General features: G+C 59.1%; 17 protein-coding genes. 16 read left to right on the top strand and 1 reads right to left on the bottom strand.

Annotated features, from left to right (window positions below; translation table 11 throughout):
* The first annotated feature begins 3 nt into the window (after nt 1-3).
* Nucleotides 4-918 carry a protein translocase subunit SecF gene (secF, locus tag BT199_RS16535; protein ID WP_014719825.1) on the top strand — a complete coding sequence of 305 codons (915 nt, stop codon included), beginning with the start codon at nt 4-6 and terminating at the stop codon, nt 916-918.
* A 123-nt stretch (nt 919-1,041) separates the two neighbouring features.
* Entirely contained in the window at nt 1,042-1,584 is a 543-nt protein-coding gene (locus BT199_RS16540) for a glycine zipper 2TM domain-containing protein (protein WP_003194023.1), read from the top strand.
* Between the two features lie 205 nt (nt 1,585-1,789).
* Here the strand turns inward: BT199_RS16540 and suhB are convergent, their stop codons facing one another.
* Nucleotides 1,790-2,605 carry a type III secretion system regulator SuhB gene (gene suhB, locus BT199_RS16545; RefSeq protein ID WP_005791195.1) on the bottom strand — a complete coding sequence of 272 codons (816 nt, stop codon included), beginning with the start codon at nt 2,603-2,605 and terminating at the stop codon, nt 1,790-1,792.
* A 145-nt stretch (nt 2,606-2,750) separates the two neighbouring features.
* Between suhB and trmJ the strand changes: the two genes are divergently transcribed.
* The 14 genes from trmJ (at nt 2,751) to BT199_RS16615 (ending at nt 13,659) form a co-directional block, all read left to right on the top strand.
* On the top strand, nt 2,751-3,521 hold the full coding sequence (gene trmJ, locus BT199_RS16550) for a tRNA (cytosine(32)/uridine(32)-2'-O)-methyltransferase TrmJ (RefSeq protein ID WP_014719824.1): 771 nt from the start codon (nt 2,751-2,753) through the stop codon (nt 3,519-3,521).
* Between the two features lie 2 nt (nt 3,522-3,523).
* Complete coding sequence (cysE, locus tag BT199_RS16555; RefSeq protein ID WP_072435033.1) at nt 3,524-4,306, top strand: serine O-acetyltransferase; 783 nt, start codon at nt 3,524-3,526, stop codon at nt 4,304-4,306.
* 303 nt (nt 4,307-4,609) lie between these two features.
* A complete protein-coding gene (gene iscR / locus BT199_RS16560; RefSeq protein ID WP_003194020.1) occupies nt 4,610-5,101 on the top strand; it encodes a Fe-S cluster assembly transcriptional regulator IscR in 492 nt (163 codons plus the stop codon).
* Between the two features lie 50 nt (nt 5,102-5,151).
* Nucleotides 5,152-6,366 carry an IscS subfamily cysteine desulfurase gene (locus BT199_RS16565; protein ID WP_003194019.1) on the top strand — a complete coding sequence of 405 codons (1,215 nt, stop codon included), beginning with the start codon at nt 5,152-5,154 and terminating at the stop codon, nt 6,364-6,366.
* A 99-nt stretch (nt 6,367-6,465) separates the two neighbouring features.
* The gene (gene iscU, locus BT199_RS16570) at nt 6,466-6,852 is read left to right on the top strand and encodes a Fe-S cluster assembly scaffold IscU (RefSeq protein ID WP_003175965.1); all 387 of its coding nucleotides are present in this window, start codon (nt 6,466-6,468) and stop codon (nt 6,850-6,852) included.
* A 28-nt stretch (nt 6,853-6,880) separates the two neighbouring features.
* The gene (gene iscA / locus BT199_RS16575) at nt 6,881-7,204 is read left to right on the top strand and encodes an iron-sulfur cluster assembly protein IscA (RefSeq protein WP_003209680.1); all 324 of its coding nucleotides are present in this window, start codon (nt 6,881-6,883) and stop codon (nt 7,202-7,204) included.
* A gap of 8 nt (nt 7,205-7,212) precedes the next feature.
* Nucleotides 7,213-7,734 carry a co-chaperone HscB gene (hscB, locus tag BT199_RS16580; RefSeq protein WP_014719822.1) on the top strand — a complete coding sequence of 174 codons (522 nt, stop codon included), beginning with the start codon at nt 7,213-7,215 and terminating at the stop codon, nt 7,732-7,734.
* Between the two features lie 51 nt (nt 7,735-7,785).
* The gene (gene hscA / locus BT199_RS16585; RefSeq protein WP_014719821.1) at nt 7,786-9,648 is read left to right on the top strand and encodes a Fe-S protein assembly chaperone HscA; all 1,863 of its coding nucleotides are present in this window, start codon (nt 7,786-7,788) and stop codon (nt 9,646-9,648) included.
* A 3-nt stretch (nt 9,649-9,651) separates the two neighbouring features.
* Nucleotides 9,652-9,993, top strand: coding sequence for an ISC system 2Fe-2S type ferredoxin (fdx, locus tag BT199_RS16590; protein WP_005791182.1), 342 nt, complete (start codon nt 9,652-9,654; stop codon nt 9,991-9,993).
* Nucleotides 9,994-10,007: 14 nt separating this feature from the next.
* Nucleotides 10,008-10,208, top strand: coding sequence for a Fe-S cluster assembly protein IscX (gene iscX / locus BT199_RS16595; RefSeq protein WP_014719820.1), 201 nt, complete (start codon nt 10,008-10,010; stop codon nt 10,206-10,208).
* Between the two features lie 92 nt (nt 10,209-10,300).
* Nucleotides 10,301-10,726 carry a nucleoside-diphosphate kinase gene (gene ndk, locus BT199_RS16600; protein ID WP_003175956.1) on the top strand — a complete coding sequence of 142 codons (426 nt, stop codon included), beginning with the start codon at nt 10,301-10,303 and terminating at the stop codon, nt 10,724-10,726.
* Between the two features lie 29 nt (nt 10,727-10,755).
* Nucleotides 10,756-11,904, top strand: a complete 1,149-nt coding sequence (gene rlmN, locus BT199_RS16605) for a dual-specificity RNA methyltransferase RlmN (protein WP_003194014.1) — start codon at nt 10,756-10,758, stop codon at nt 11,902-11,904.
* Between the two features lie 10 nt (nt 11,905-11,914).
* Nucleotides 11,915-12,673 carry a type IV pilus biogenesis/stability protein PilW gene (gene pilW, locus BT199_RS16610; RefSeq protein WP_014719819.1) on the top strand — a complete coding sequence of 253 codons (759 nt, stop codon included), beginning with the start codon at nt 11,915-11,917 and terminating at the stop codon, nt 12,671-12,673.
* A complete protein-coding gene (locus BT199_RS16615) occupies nt 12,673-13,659 on the top strand; it encodes a RodZ domain-containing protein (protein WP_072435035.1) in 987 nt (328 codons plus the stop codon). The genes pilW and BT199_RS16615 overlap by 1 nt, the downstream gene beginning before the upstream one ends.
* Nucleotide 13,660: the final 1 nt, after the last annotated feature.

Below are 13,660 nucleotides of genomic sequence, written 5' to 3' on the forward strand. Positions count from 1 at the left end.
GCCATGTTACGTACAATCAACTTCATGGGCGTCCGCAATATTGCGTTCGGCGTCACCGTGCTCCTTACCGTTCTGGCGTTGTTCAGCTGGTTCCATAAGGGCCTGAACTACGGCCTGGACTTCACCGGCGGTACGCTCATCGAGCTGACCTACGAGAAGCCGGCCGACGTTACCCTGGTGCGCAGCGAGCTGGTCAAGGCCGGCTATCACGAAGCCGTGGTGCAGAGCTTTGGTGCCACCACCGACCTGCTGGTGCGCATGCCTGGCGAAGACCCGCAACTGGGTCACCAGGTAGCCGAGGCCTTGCAGAAGGTCGGCGGCGATAACCCGGCGTCGGTCAAGCGCGTCGAGTTCGTCGGCCCGCAAGTGGGTGAAGAACTGCGCGATCAGGGCGGCCTCGGCATGCTGATGGCGCTGGTCGGCATCATGATCTACCTGGCATTCCGCTTTCAGTGGAAGTTCGGTGTCGGCGCCATTGTGTCGCTGATCCACGACGTGATCGTGACCGTGGGTATCCTGGCCTACTTCCAGATCACCTTCGATCTGACCGTATTGGCAGCTGTGCTGGCGATCATTGGTTATTCGCTCAACGACACCATCGTGGTCTTCGACCGGGTTCGTGAGAACTTCCGGGTGCTGCGCAAGGCGACGTTGATCGAGAACATCAACATCTCCACCACGCAGACCCTGCTGCGGACCATGGCGACGTCGATCTCCACCTTGCTGGCGATTGCTGCGCTGATGATCTTCGGTGGCGATAACCTGTGGGGCTTCTCCCTGGCGCTGTTTATCGGCGTTCTGGCGGGTACCTACTCGTCGATCTACATCGCCAACGTGGTGCTGATCTGGCTGAACCTCAACAGCGAAGACTTGATCCCTCCTGCCGCTACCGACAAGGAGGTCGACGACCGTCCTTGATGGGCGTTTGTTGATCCGCTGTTACAAGAAAGGCGCGAGTATTGAACTCGCGCCTTTTTTTTTGCTCCAAGGCTGGGTATAGCGCGGATCTTTCGGTCCGCTTGTGATGGTCAGGAGGTTCATGTGAACAAGTCGTTGCTGGTTGGTGCGGTATTGGGTGCTGTCGGTGTGACTGCCGGAGGCGCTGTTGCCACCTACAGCCTGGTAAAAAGCGGCCCTGAGTATGCGCAAGTACTGGCGGTACAGCCGGTGAAAACCCAGATCAAAACCCCGCGTGAGGTCTGCAAGGACGTCACCGTGACCCGGCAGCGTCCGGTGCAGGATCAACATCAAATCGCCGGTACCGTGGTGGGTGCCCTGGCGGGTGGCCTGCTGGGCAACCAGATTGGTGGCGGTAACGGTAAGAAGCTGGCCACCGTGGCCGGTGCGGTCGGTGGCGGTTATGCCGGTAACAAGGTTCAGGAAGGCATGCAGAACCGCGATACCTACACCACCACACAAACTCGCTGTAACACCGTTAACGACATCAGTGACAAGGTGGTCGGTTATGACGTGCGTTACAACCTGGATGGCAAGGAAGGTACCGTGCGTATGGAGCGTGACCCTGGCAGCCAGATTCCGGTGGATAAGGAAGGTCGTTTGATCCTAGGTCAGAACCAGCAGTAATCCCAAGCCTTGCAAGGTTTAAGTGTGGGAGCTGGCTTGCCTGCGATGGCGGTGGGTCAGTAACCCGTGAGTTGGCTGGCAGGCTGTTATCGCAGGCAAGCCAGCTCCCACATTGGATTGTATTGAGTCAGTTGGAATTGGTTTTTTGCTAAATCCCAGGCATAAAAAAAGCACCCCGAGGGGTGCTTTTTTTGTGCTCGCTCGCTTAGCGCTTCAGCGAAGCCGGCAGGTGCGGCTGGATCGCCGTCAGTACTGCCTTGAAGCATTTGGTGTTGCCAGCCACGACGTGACCTTTCTCCAGGAAGTCGTGACCGCCGGTGAAGTCGCTCACCAGGCCGCCCGCTTCCTGAATCAGCAGGGCGCCTGCTGCCATGTCCCATTCGGACAGGCCCGACTCCCAGAACGCATCAAAGCGACCGGCGGCTACATACGCCAGGTCCAGGCTGGCTGCACCGGCGCGGCGGATGCCGGCGGTCTGGCCAACCAGGGCGCGGAACATACCCAGGTAGTTTTCCAGATTGTCCATCTGGTCGTCACGGAATGGGAAGCCGGTACCCAGCAGAGCGCCTTCCAGGCTGGTGCGGCCGCTGACACGCAGGCGACGACCGTTCAGTTGGGCGCCACGACCACGGCTGGCGGTGAATTCTTCCTGGCGAACCGGGTCCAGCACAACGGCGTGTTCCAGGCGGCCACGGTATTTGCAGGCGATGCTCACGGCAAAGTGCGGGATGCCGCGCAGGAAGTTGGTGGTGCCATCCAGTGGGTCGATGATCCACAGGTAGTCTTCGCCTTCGCCACTGCCTTTGTGCAGGCCGGTTTCTTCACCGAGGATGCCGTGGGTAGGGTAGGCCTTGCGCAGGGCGTCGATGATTTTCTGTTCGGCGGCGCGATCCACCTCGGATACATAATCCTTGGCGTCTTTTTCGTCGACCTTGATGGTATCCAGGCGCTCGATGGAGCGGAAGATCAATTCACTGGCGCTGCGGGCGGCGCGCAGCGCGATATTCAGCATGGGCTGCATGGATAGGTCACCTAAGGTTGTTAAAGAAAGCCGAGCATTCTAGCAGAAACTTTCCTCAGGTGAAGGACGACGTTCGCTTTCATGGCATAACCTTAGGCGGTTCTGTAAGATTTGCTCCCCTTTCCTGTGTCCGCGAGCGCCTCCCTTGCTGCAAAACATTCGTGTCGTCTTGGTCAATACCAGTCATCCCGGCAACATCGGCGGGGTGGCGCGAGCCATGAAAAACATGGGGCTGACGCGCCTGGTGCTGGTCGAACCGCGGGTATTCCCGCACCACGAGGCGGATGCCCGTGCGTCCGGCGCCAATGACTTGCTTGAAAATGCCCAGGTGGTCGCCACCTTGGAGGACGCCTTGGTCGGCTGCAATCTGGTGCTCGGCACCAGCGCCCGTGACCGTCGTATCCCTTGGCCGCTGCTGGATCCGCGCGAATGCGGCACTAAAGTGGTGGAGGAGGCTGCTGGCGGTGCTGAAATCGCCTTGGTATTCGGCCGTGAGGACTCCGGCCTGACCAACGAAGAGCTGCAGCGATGTCATTACCACGTGCATATCCCATCAGACCCTGAGTTCAGCTCGCTGAACCTCGGGGCTGCGGTGCAGGTGCTGACTTACGAAGTGCGCATGGCCTGGCTGGCCGCTGCCGGCCAGCCGAGCAAGGTGGAAAAGGAAGAGGTTGCATCGACCAAAAGTGGCGAGTTGGCCACCATGGACGAGCTGGAACGGTTCTATGAGCACCTGGAGCAAACCCTGGTCGCCATCGAATTCCTCGACCCTGAAAAGCCACGGCACTTGATGGCGCGCCTGCGTCGTTTGTACGGCCGCAGCTCGGTGAGCCGGGCTGAAATGAACATATTGCGTGGCATCCTCACGGAAACCCAGAAAGCGGCCCGTGGTGAGCTTCTTAAGCGGAAGGATTAAAAATGTTCGAGCGTTTGCGAGAAGATATCCAAAGTGTTTTCCACCGTGACCCGGCGGCGCGCAACGCCTTTGAAGTGCTGACCTGCTACCCGGGCATGCACGCGATCTGGATCCACCGCTTGTCCGGCGCCCTGTGGGGCATGGGCTGGAAGTGGCTGGCGCGGCTGGTATCGAACTTTGGACGTTGGTTGACCGGTATCGAGATCCACCCGGGTGCCAAGGTGGGCCGTCGGTTCTTTATCGATCACGGCATGGGCATCGTGATTGGCGAGACAGCCGAGATCGGCGATGACGTCACCCTCTATCAAGGCGTGACCCTGGGCGGCACCACCTGGAATAAGGGTAAGCGCCACCCAACGCTGGGCGATGGGGTGGTAGTAGGGGCGGGCGCCAAGGTGCTCGGGCCGTTTACCGTGGGTGCGGGCGCGAAGGTTGGCTCCAACGCGGTAGTGACCAAGGCTGTGCCGCCGGGTGCCACGGTTGTGGGTATTCCAGGCCGCATCATCGTCAAGCCGCAAGACGGTGATGAGCAAGAGGCCAAGCGCAAGGCGATGGCCGAAAAGATTGGTTTCGATGCCTATGGCGTTAGTGAAGACATGCCCGATCCAGTGGCTCGTGCTATTGGTCAATTGCTTGATCATCTGCAGGCGGTGGATGGCAAGCTGGAGGGCATGTGCGGGGCGCTGAAGGAGCTGGGCAGCCCGTACTGCGCCAAAGACCTGCCTGAACTGCGTGAAGAGGATTTTGCTGAGATCAAGGACGAGGCTGCCACCAAGGCAAGCTGAGGTTTCGCAATCACTGCAAAACCCCTGTGGGAGCGGGCTTGCTCGCGAAGGCGGCGTGTCAGTCACCGAGTATATTGACTGGCTCATCGCATTCGCGAGCAAGCCCGCTCCCACATGTTGACCTCCGTTTGTCCTGCCTTCTCGGCTCTGCCCTGTTCCCGCTGGTCCATCCCACCCCATCCTGCTATGATTCGCGCGCCCTTTTTACGGGTATTCCTGACTAAAGTACTAGGTCTTATAGTTGACTTAAATACTCGGGAATCGCATACTTGCTCCCATTCTGAAACACCTTGGTACTTGTCCATGAGACTGACTACAAAAGGCCGATACGCGGTGACCGCCATGCTCGACTTGGCCTTGCACGCGCAAACTGGGCCGGTGTCCCTGGCCGATATCTCCGAGCGCCAAGGCATTTCCCTGTCCTATCTCGAGCAGTTGTTCGCCAAATTGCGCCGTAGCAATCTGGTTTCCAGCGTTCGCGGTCCGGGTGGTGGCTATCAGTTGTCCCGCGACATGCAGGGCATTCAGGTGGCCCAGGTGATCGACGCGGTCAACGAATCCGTCGATGCCACCAAATGCCAGGGTTTGGGTGACTGCCATGCCGGTGACACCTGCCTGACGCACCACTTGTGGTGTGACTTGAGCCTGCAGATCCATGAGTTTTTGAGTGGTATCAGCTTGGCTGATCTTGTGACTCGCCGTGAGGTGCAAGAAGTAGCCCAGCGTCAGGACCAGCGCCGTTGCAACACCAAGGCGCCGCGTCTGGACAAGATTGAAGCGTCCGCCGTCGAGTGACAGCCGAAGAGCTAACGGCACGCCAGCCAGCCTGATTTAGGAGAAAGTCCATGAAATTGCCGATTTACCTTGATTACTCAGCGACCACCCCGGTTGATCCGCGTGTCGCGCAAAAAATGAGCGAATGCCTGCTGGTCGACGGAAACTTCGGCAACCCGGCCTCCCGTTCCCACGTATTCGGCTGGAAAGCCGAGGAAGCGGTCGAGAACGCTCGTCGCCAAGTCGCTGACCTGGTCAATGCCGACCCGCGCGAAATCGTCTGGACCTCTGGTGCCACCGAGTCCGACAACCTGGCTATCAAGGGCGCGGCGCATTTCTACGCGACCAAAGGCAAGCACCTGATCACCACCAAGATTGAGCACAAGGCTGTCCTGGACACCATGCGCCAACTGGAGCGTGAAGGTTTCGAGGTTACCTACCTTGAGCCAACCACCGACGGTATCGTCACCCCGGCCATGATCGAAGCCGCGATGCGTGAAGACACCATCCTGGTTTCGGTGATCCACGTGAACAACGAAATCGGCACTATCAACGACATCGCCGCCATCGGCGAGCTGACTCGCTCCAAGGGCGTGTTGCTCCACGTCGACGCTGCTCAGTCCACTGGCAAGGTCGATATCGACCTGTCCAAGCTGAAAGTCGACCTGATGTCGTTCTCGGCCCACAAGACTTACGGCCCTAAAGGCATCGGTGCTCTCTACGTAAGCCGCAAGCCGCGCGTACGTATCGAGGCCACCATGCATGGCGGCGGTCACGAGCGCGGCATGCGTTCGGGCACCCTGGCGACCCACCAGATCGTCGGCATGGGCGAAGCTTTCCGTGTGGCCAAGGAAGACATGGCTGCCGAAAACGTGCGCATCAAGGCCCTGAGCGATCGCTTCTACAAGCAGGTCGAAAACCTTGAAGAGCTGTACATCAACGGCAGCATGACCGCTCGTGTACCGCACAACCTGAATTTGAGCTTCAACTACGTCGAAGGCGAGTCGCTGATCATGGCGCTCAAGGACCTGGCGGTATCGTCCGGTTCGGCCTGCACCTCGGCGTCCCTTGAGCCTTCGTACGTACTGCGCGCCCTGGGCCGCAACGACGAACTGGCCCACAGCTCGATCCGCTTTACGTTCGGCCGCTTCACCACTGAAGAGCAAGTCGACTACGCCGCGCAGAAGGTCTGCGAAGCCGTCAACAAGCTGCGCGTTCTGTCGCCACTGTGGGACATGTACAAAGACGGTGTCGATATTTCCAAGATCGAGTGGGCGGCACACTAACTATAGAAGCCGCCACCCAAGCTCTGTAGGAACGTGGCGGAAAACGCAGGCGTTTCTACAGGGTTCCAGAGCGGCCCTGATGAGTGAGGATTCAGTACCATGGCTTACAGCGAAAAGGTCATCGACCACTACGAAAACCCGCGCAACGTCGGCAAGATGAACGCGGAAGATCCAGATGTCGGCACCGGCATGGTCGGCGCCCCGGCGTGCGGCGATGTAATGCGCCTGCAGATCAAGGTCAATGATGCTGGCGTTATCGAAGACGCCAAATTCAAGACTTACGGCTGCGGTTCGGCCATCGCCTCCAGCTCCCTGGCGACCGAATGGATGAAAGGCAAGACCCTGGATGAGGCTGTCACCATCAGCAACACCCAGCTGGCCGAAGAACTGGCGTTGCCGCCAGTGAAAATCCACTGCTCCGTACTCGCTGAAGATGCCATCAAGGCAGCTGTTCGCGACTACAAGCAGAAGAAAGGCTTGATCTAAGCATTTGGCGACGAGTAAGGAGTCAACGATGGCTATCAGCATGACAGAAGCGGCTGCGCAGCACATTCGCCGCTCCCTGAATGGGCGCGGTAAAGGTGAGGGGATTCGTCTGGGTGTACGCACCACGGGCTGTTCCGGCCTTGCCTACGTGCTGGAGTTTGTCGACGAGGTGGTTGAAGAGGATCAAGTGTTCGAAAGTCACGGCGAGAAAGTGATCATCGACCCCAAGAGCCTGACCTACCTGGACGGCACCGAACTCGATTTCGTCAAGGAAGGGTTGAACGAAGGTTTCAAGTTCAACAACCCTAACGTGCGCGGTGAATGTGGCTGCGGCGAAAGCTTCAACATCTGAGGCTACTCGTGGGTACTCCTTGTCATTTCGCTTTATTCGAGCTGCAGCCGAGCTTTCGGCTGGACCTTGAGCAGCTCGCCACGCGCTACCGTGAATTGGCGCGTGGGGTGCATCCGGACCGCTTCGCTGACGCTTCCGAGCGTGAGCAGCGCTTGGCCCTTGAGCAATCGGCCAGCCTCAACGAAGCCTATCAGACGCTCAAAAGCCCCCCCAAACGCGCGCGCTATTTGCTGGCGATGAAGGGCGGTGAGTTGCCGATGGAGGTCACCGTGCATGATCCGGACTTCCTGATGCAGCAGATGCAATGGCGTGAAGAACTCGAAGAACTGCAGGACGAAGCCGATGTGGCGGGTGTCGCGGTCTTCAAGCGTCGTCTGAAAACCGCCCAGGATGAGCTCAACGAAAGCTTCGCAGCCTGTTGGGATGATGCGGCGCAACGCGAACAGGCCGAGCGCCTGATGCGGCGCATGCAGTTTCTCGACAAGCTCACCTACGAAGTGCGCCAGCTAGAAGAGCGCCTCGACGATTAACCCAGTGCTGCCCGTGATGCACGCCTGATAGACAGATAAGACCTGATTACCATGGCTCTACTGCAAATCGCCGAACCCGGCCAAAGCCCTCAACCGCACCAGCGTCGCCTGGCGGTCGGGATTGACCTGGGCACCACCAATTCCCTGGTTGCTGCCTTGCGCAGCGGCCTGTCCGAGCCACTGCCTGACGCCGATGGGCAGGTGATCCTGCCGTCCGCTGTGCGTTATCACGCAGATCGCACTGAAGTGGGCGAGTCGGCCAAGCTCGCCGCGTCCGCAGACCCCTTGAACACGGTGTTGTCGGTCAAGCGCTTGATGGGTCGTGGGTTGTCCGACGTCAAGCAATTGGGTGACCAACTGCCGTACCGCTTTGTCGGCGGCGAGTCCCATATGCCGTTCATCGACACCGTCCAGGGGCCCAAGAGCCCGGTCGAAGTGTCGGCCGATATTCTCAAGGTGCTGCGCCAGCGTGCGGAAAATACCTTGGGTGGTGAGCTGGTAGGGGCGGTTATCACCGTTCCGGCGTATTTCGATGACGCCCAGCGTCAAGCCACCAAGGACGCGGCGAAACTTGCCGGCCTGAACGTGCTGCGCTTGCTCAACGAGCCGACTGCGGCAGCTGTGGCCTACGGCCTCGATCAGCACGCTGAAGGCCTGGTCGCTATTTATGACCTGGGCGGCGGTACCTTCGATATTTCGATCCTGCGCCTGACCGGCGGTGTGTTCGAAGTGCTCGCGACCGGCGGCGACAGCGCCCTGGGTGGCGATGATTTTGATCACGCCATTGCTGGCTGGATCATCAGCAGTGCCGGCTTGTCGGCTGATCTGGACCCAGGCGCGCAGCGCAACCTGCTGCAAACTGCCTGCGCGGCCAAAGAGGCGCTGACTGACGCTGCTTCTGTTGACGTTTGCTACGGTAATTGGTCGGCCCCACTGACTCGCGAAGCCTTTGATGCGCTGATCGAACCGATGGTCGCCCGCAGCCTCAAGGCCTGCCGTCGTGCTGTGCGTGATTCCGGTATCGAGTTGGAGGACGTTGGCGCAGTGGTCATGGTGGGCGGTTCCACCCGCGTTCCGCGCGTGCGTGAAGCGGTAGCCGAAGCCTTTGGGCGCCAACCACTGACCGAAATCGACCCGGATCAAGTCGTCGCCATCGGCGCTGCCATCCAGGCCGATACCCTGGCTGGTAACAAGCGTGATGGCGGCGAATTGCTGTTGCTCGACGTGATTCCGCTGTCGCTAGGCCTGGAAACCATGGGCGGCCTGATGGAGAAGGTGATTCCGCGTAACACCACCATCCCCGTCGCGCGCGCCCAGGACTTCACCACCTACAAAGACGGTCAGACAGCCATGATGATTCATGTGCTGCAAGGTGAGCGCGAGCTGATCAGCGACTGCCGTTCCCTGGCGCGCTTTGAATTGCGTGGCATTCCGGCGATGGTCGCGGGCGCGGCGAAAATTCGCGTGACCTTCCAGGTCGATGCCGATGGCCTGCTCAGTGTCGCTGCGCGCGAACTGGCGTCTGGCGTTGAAGCCAGCATCCAGGTCAAGCCGTCCTACGGCCTCACCGATGGCGAAATCGCCAAGATGCTCAAGGATTCATTCCAGTATGCCGGTGACGACAAGGTCGCCCGCGTATTGCGTGAGCAACAAGTGGATGCCCAGCGCCTGCTCGAAGCGGTGCAGGGCGCCCTTGAAGCCGACGGCGAGCGCTTGCTGGATGCCGAAGAGCGCATGGTCATTGACCTGCAGATGCAGGAACTGGCCGAACTGATGAAAGGCAACGATGGTTACGCCATCGAGCAACAGACCAAGCGCCTGTCGCAAGTCACTGATGCCTTTGCTGCCCGCCGTATGGATCAGACGGTTAAAGCCGCGCTGGCGGGCCGCAACCTGAATGAAATTGAGGAATAACTGATGCCGCAGGTCACTTTTCTACCGCACGCCGAACATTGCCCTGACGGCATGGTCGTGGAGGCTGAGACCGGCAAGTCCCTGCTTGACGTCGCCCATGACAACCACATCGAGATCGAAAGTGCTTGTGGCGGCGTGAATGCCTGCACCACGTGTCACTGCATCATTCGTAAAGGTTTCGACAGCCTCAATGAGGCTGACGACCTGGAAGAAGACTATCTTGATCGGGCGTGGGGCCTGGAGCCGACGTCGCGCCTGAGTTGTCAGGCGAAAGTGGGGACTGAAGACCTCACCGTCGAAATCCCGAAATATTCGCTCAACCATGCAGCCGAAGCGCCGCATTGATTCAAGGAAATGTCATGAGCCTGAAATGGGTTGATGTACAAGAAATCGCTATACAACTTGCGCAAGCTCATCCTGAGGTCAATCCTCTTACGGTGAACTTCGTCAAGCTGCGCGACCTCGTAATGGCACTGCCGGATTTTGACGACATCCCTGACCGGGGTGGCGAAAAGGTCCTTGAGGCGATTCAAGGCCTGTGGATCGAAGAAGCAGACTGAGCCGCCTTTTTACGCAGTTAGGCAATACCCAATAACCCGCGTATAATTCGCGGGTTTAATTTTTCGTAAATTACCGTTTCTGGAGTTACACCATGGCTGTTCAACGTACTTTCTCCATCATCAAGCCTGACGCTGTTGCAAAAAACGTCATCGGCGAGATCACCACTCGTTTCGAAAAAGCCGGCCTGAAGGTTGTAGCTTCGAAACTCAAGCAACTGTCCAAGGCTGAAGCTGAAGGCTTCTACGCTGAGCACAGCGCTCGTGGCTTCTTCGGCGACCTGGTTGCCTTCATGATCTCCGGTCCTGTTGTTGTTCAGGTTCTGGAAGGCGAAAACGCTATCGCTCTGAACCGTGAGCTGATGGGCGCTACCAACCCTAAAGAAGCAGCTGCCGGCACCATCCGTGCTGACTTCGCTGAGTCCATCGACGCCAACGCTGTACACGGCTCGGACTCCGAAGCTGCTGCTGCTCGCGAAATCTCGTACTTTTTCGCTGCTACTGAAGTAACCGCTCGCTAAGCATCGGCTTAAAGAGTGAGGGTGAATCCATGACTACATCGACTGTTAAAACCAACCTGCTGGGTCTGACTCAGCCGGAAATGGAGAAATTCTTCGACTCAATCGGGGAGAAGCGTTTCCGTGCCGGTCAGGTAATGAAGTGGATTCACCACTTTGGCGTCGACGATTTCGACGCCATGACGAACGTCAGCAAGGCCCTGCGCGACAAGCTCAAGGCCATTGCCGAGGTGCGTGGTCCCGAAGTGGTCAGCGAGGACATTTCCAGCGACGGTACCCGTAAATGGGTGGTGCGCGTGGCGTCCGGTAGCTGTGTCGAGACCGTGTACATTCCCCAGGGCAAGCGCGGCACATTGTGCGTTTCGTCCCAGGCAGGCTGTGCCCTGGACTGCAGTTTCTGCTCCACCGGCAAGCAAGGCTTCAATAGCAACCTCACCGCCGCCGAAGTCATCGGCCAAGTGTGGATTGCCAACAAATCCTTTGGCAGCGTCCCGGCGACCGTCGACCGTGCCATCACCAACGTGGTGATGATGGGCATGGGTGAGCCGCTGCTGAATTTCGACAACGTGATTGCGGCCATGCATTTGATGATGGACGACCTGGGCTACGGCATCTCCAAGCGCCGTGTGACCCTGTCGACCTCCGGCGTGGTACCGATGATCGATGAGCTGGCCAAGCACATCGACGTCTCCCTCGCGTTGTCGCTGCACGCACCTAATGACGCATTGCGTAACCAATTGGTACCGATCAACAAGAAGTATCCGCTTAAGATGCTGCTCGAATCGTGCCAGCGTTATATGGCGACCCTGGGTGAGAAGCGTGTGCTGACCATTGAGTACACCATGCTCAAGGACGTCAACGACAAGCTGGAGCACGCGGTCGAGATGATCGAATTGCTCAAGGACACCCCGTGCAAGATCAACTTGATCCCGTTCAACCCGTTTCCTCATTCTGGTTACGAGCGGCCGAGCAACAACGCCATCCGTCGTTTCCAGGATCAACTGCACCAGGCCGGCTATAACGTCACTGTGCGAACCACTCGTGGTGAAGACATCGATGCCGCCTGTGGCCAATTGGTAGGGCAGGTGATGGACCGCACCCGCCGCAGTGAGCGTTACATCGCCGTGCGCGAACTTAACGCCGCTGAAGATTTGCCGCAAATCGCTGTGAATCGAATCTGAGAGGATCTCTATGCCCTTGCGCCTTGCGCTGCTTTTACTGTTTACCGGCCTCGTGGCCGGTTGCGTTTCATCGGGCCATGACAGCCCGTTGCGCACTGATAAAGGCCGTGACGAGGCGCGAGTTGCCTATGTGCAACTGGGTTTGGGGTACCTGCGCCAAGGCATGAGCGAGCAGGCCAAGGTGCCGTTGAAAAAGGCCCTTGAGCTGGACGCTGATGATGCCGATGCCAATGCCGCGCTGGCCCTGGTGTTTCAGGCTCAGGCCGAGCCCGAGCTGGCCGACCGCTATTTTCACAAGGCCCTGGCCTCCCGCCCTGCCGATCCGCGGCTGCTGAATAACTACGGCAGTTTCCTGTTCGAGCAGAAACGGTATGACCTGGCGTCACGTTATTTCCAGCAAGCCGCCACCGATACTCTCTACCCGCAGCGTTCGCGGGTGTTCGAGAACCTTGGTGTGACCTCGATGCGCCTCGGTCAGCGCGACAGCGCCCGCCAGCAACTGGAAAAAGCCCTGCACCTGAACAGTCGCCAGCCACGGGCATTGCTCGAAATGGCTGAGTTGTCTTACGAAGACAGGCATTATGTGCCGGCACGTGACTATTACGAGCGTTTTAGCCTGCTCAGCGGGCAAAATGCACGTAGTCTATTGCTCGGTGTGCGCCTGGCGACGGTTCATGAAGAACACGACACGGCCGCACGTTTTGGCCAGCAACTCGAACGACTCTATCCCGGTACGCCGGAATATCAGCAATACCTGTCGGAGCAATGATGAAAGCCGCGCACCCGGAAGATGTAGCAGCTAATCGCGTCAACCCAGGCGAAACCTTGCGCCAGGCCCGCGAAAGCAATGGTTGGTCGCTGGCGGAAGTGGCCCTCAAGCTCAATTTGACCAGCACCTCCCTGGCCAACCTGGAAGCCGGCGCGTTCGATAAGCTGCCTGGGCATACCTTTGCCCGCGGCTATATCCGCGCCTACGCCAAATTGTTGGGTATCGACCAGGCCGTACTGGTGCAGGAATTCGACCAGTTCACCGGTACCGATGCCCAGGGCAGTAATGTCCATGGCCTTGGGCGCATCGAAGAGCCAACGCGGGTTTCCCACACGATTTTGCGGATTGTCAGCTTGTTGTTGCTGGTTGCCGTGGTCGGCGGCGGTTTCGTCTGGTGGCAAGACCAAGCCTCCCTGCGCAGCAAAGACCTGACCAGCAACGCCATGGAACATGTCGAAGTCGAAAGCGCCGACGGTACCACCCAGATCCACCCCCTGGACGAGCCGGAAGACCAGGCCGTGGTAGAAGGGCAAGCCGCGCCGCAAGCGCCGACCACTGCCGATCAACCCGCGCCAGATGCTGGCACGGCCCCTGCTGCGGTACCGGCTCCGGCTGTTCCGACCGCTCCCGCAGCACCCGTGGCCCAGGCTCCGGCGGTTCCAACACCCGCACCTGCGACCCCTGCGCCAGCCGCACCTGCAGCGCCGGCGATGTCGCCTCCCACCACCCCGGCATTGATCGCCGGCGACGGGCGCGTACAAATTACCTTCATCGCTGACTGCTGGACGCAAGTTACCGATGGCAACGGCAAAGTGCTGTTCAGCGGTTTGAAGCGTAAGGGCGATACGCTTGACCAGGGCGGCAAGCCTCCTTTGACGCTGCGTCTGGGCTTCGCCCGTGGCGCGCAAGTGGCCTACAACGGTCAGCCTGTAGACGTGGCGCCGTTCACCAGTGGCGAGACCGCTCGCCTCAAGTTGGGACAATAGT

It is taken from the genome of Pseudomonas sp. NFR02, assembly GCF_900119375.1.
Lineage (GTDB): Bacteria > Pseudomonadota > Gammaproteobacteria > Pseudomonadales > Pseudomonadaceae > Aquipseudomonas > Aquipseudomonas paracarnis.

Bases quoted from the DNA above. Each gene is read 5' to 3' on its own strand.
- cysE (WP_072435033.1), top strand. From the start codon at position 3,524: ATGTTCGAGCGTTTGCGAGAAGATATCCAAAGTGTTTTCCACCGTGAC.
- BT199_RS16615 (WP_072435035.1), top strand. From the start codon at position 12,673: ATGAAAGCCGCGCACCCGGAAGATGTAGCAGCTAATCGCGTCAACCCA.
- fdx (WP_005791182.1), top strand. From the start codon at position 9,652: ATGCCGCAGGTCACTTTTCTACCGCACGCCGAACATTGCCCTGACGGC.
- iscR (WP_003194020.1), top strand. From the start codon at position 4,610: ATGAGACTGACTACAAAAGGCCGATACGCGGTGACCGCCATGCTCGAC.
- BT199_RS16565 (WP_003194019.1), top strand. From the start codon at position 5,152: ATGAAATTGCCGATTTACCTTGATTACTCAGCGACCACCCCGGTTGAT.
- iscX (WP_014719820.1), top strand. From the start codon at position 10,008: ATGAGCCTGAAATGGGTTGATGTACAAGAAATCGCTATACAACTTGCG.
- ndk (WP_003175956.1), top strand. From the start codon at position 10,301: ATGGCTGTTCAACGTACTTTCTCCATCATCAAGCCTGACGCTGTTGCA.
- iscU (WP_003175965.1), top strand. From the start codon at position 6,466: ATGGCTTACAGCGAAAAGGTCATCGACCACTACGAAAACCCGCGCAAC.
- suhB (WP_005791195.1), bottom strand. From the start codon at position 2,605: ATGCAGCCCATGCTGAATATCGCGCTGCGCGCCGCCCGCAGCGCCAGT.
- hscA (WP_014719821.1), top strand. From the start codon at position 7,786: ATGGCTCTACTGCAAATCGCCGAACCCGGCCAAAGCCCTCAACCGCAC.
- iscA (WP_003209680.1), top strand. From the start codon at position 6,881: ATGGCTATCAGCATGACAGAAGCGGCTGCGCAGCACATTCGCCGCTCC.
- pilW (WP_014719819.1), top strand. From the start codon at position 11,915: ATGCCCTTGCGCCTTGCGCTGCTTTTACTGTTTACCGGCCTCGTGGCC.
- rlmN (WP_003194014.1), top strand. From the start codon at position 10,756: ATGACTACATCGACTGTTAAAACCAACCTGCTGGGTCTGACTCAGCCG.
- secF (WP_014719825.1), top strand. From the start codon at position 4: ATGTTACGTACAATCAACTTCATGGGCGTCCGCAATATTGCGTTCGGC.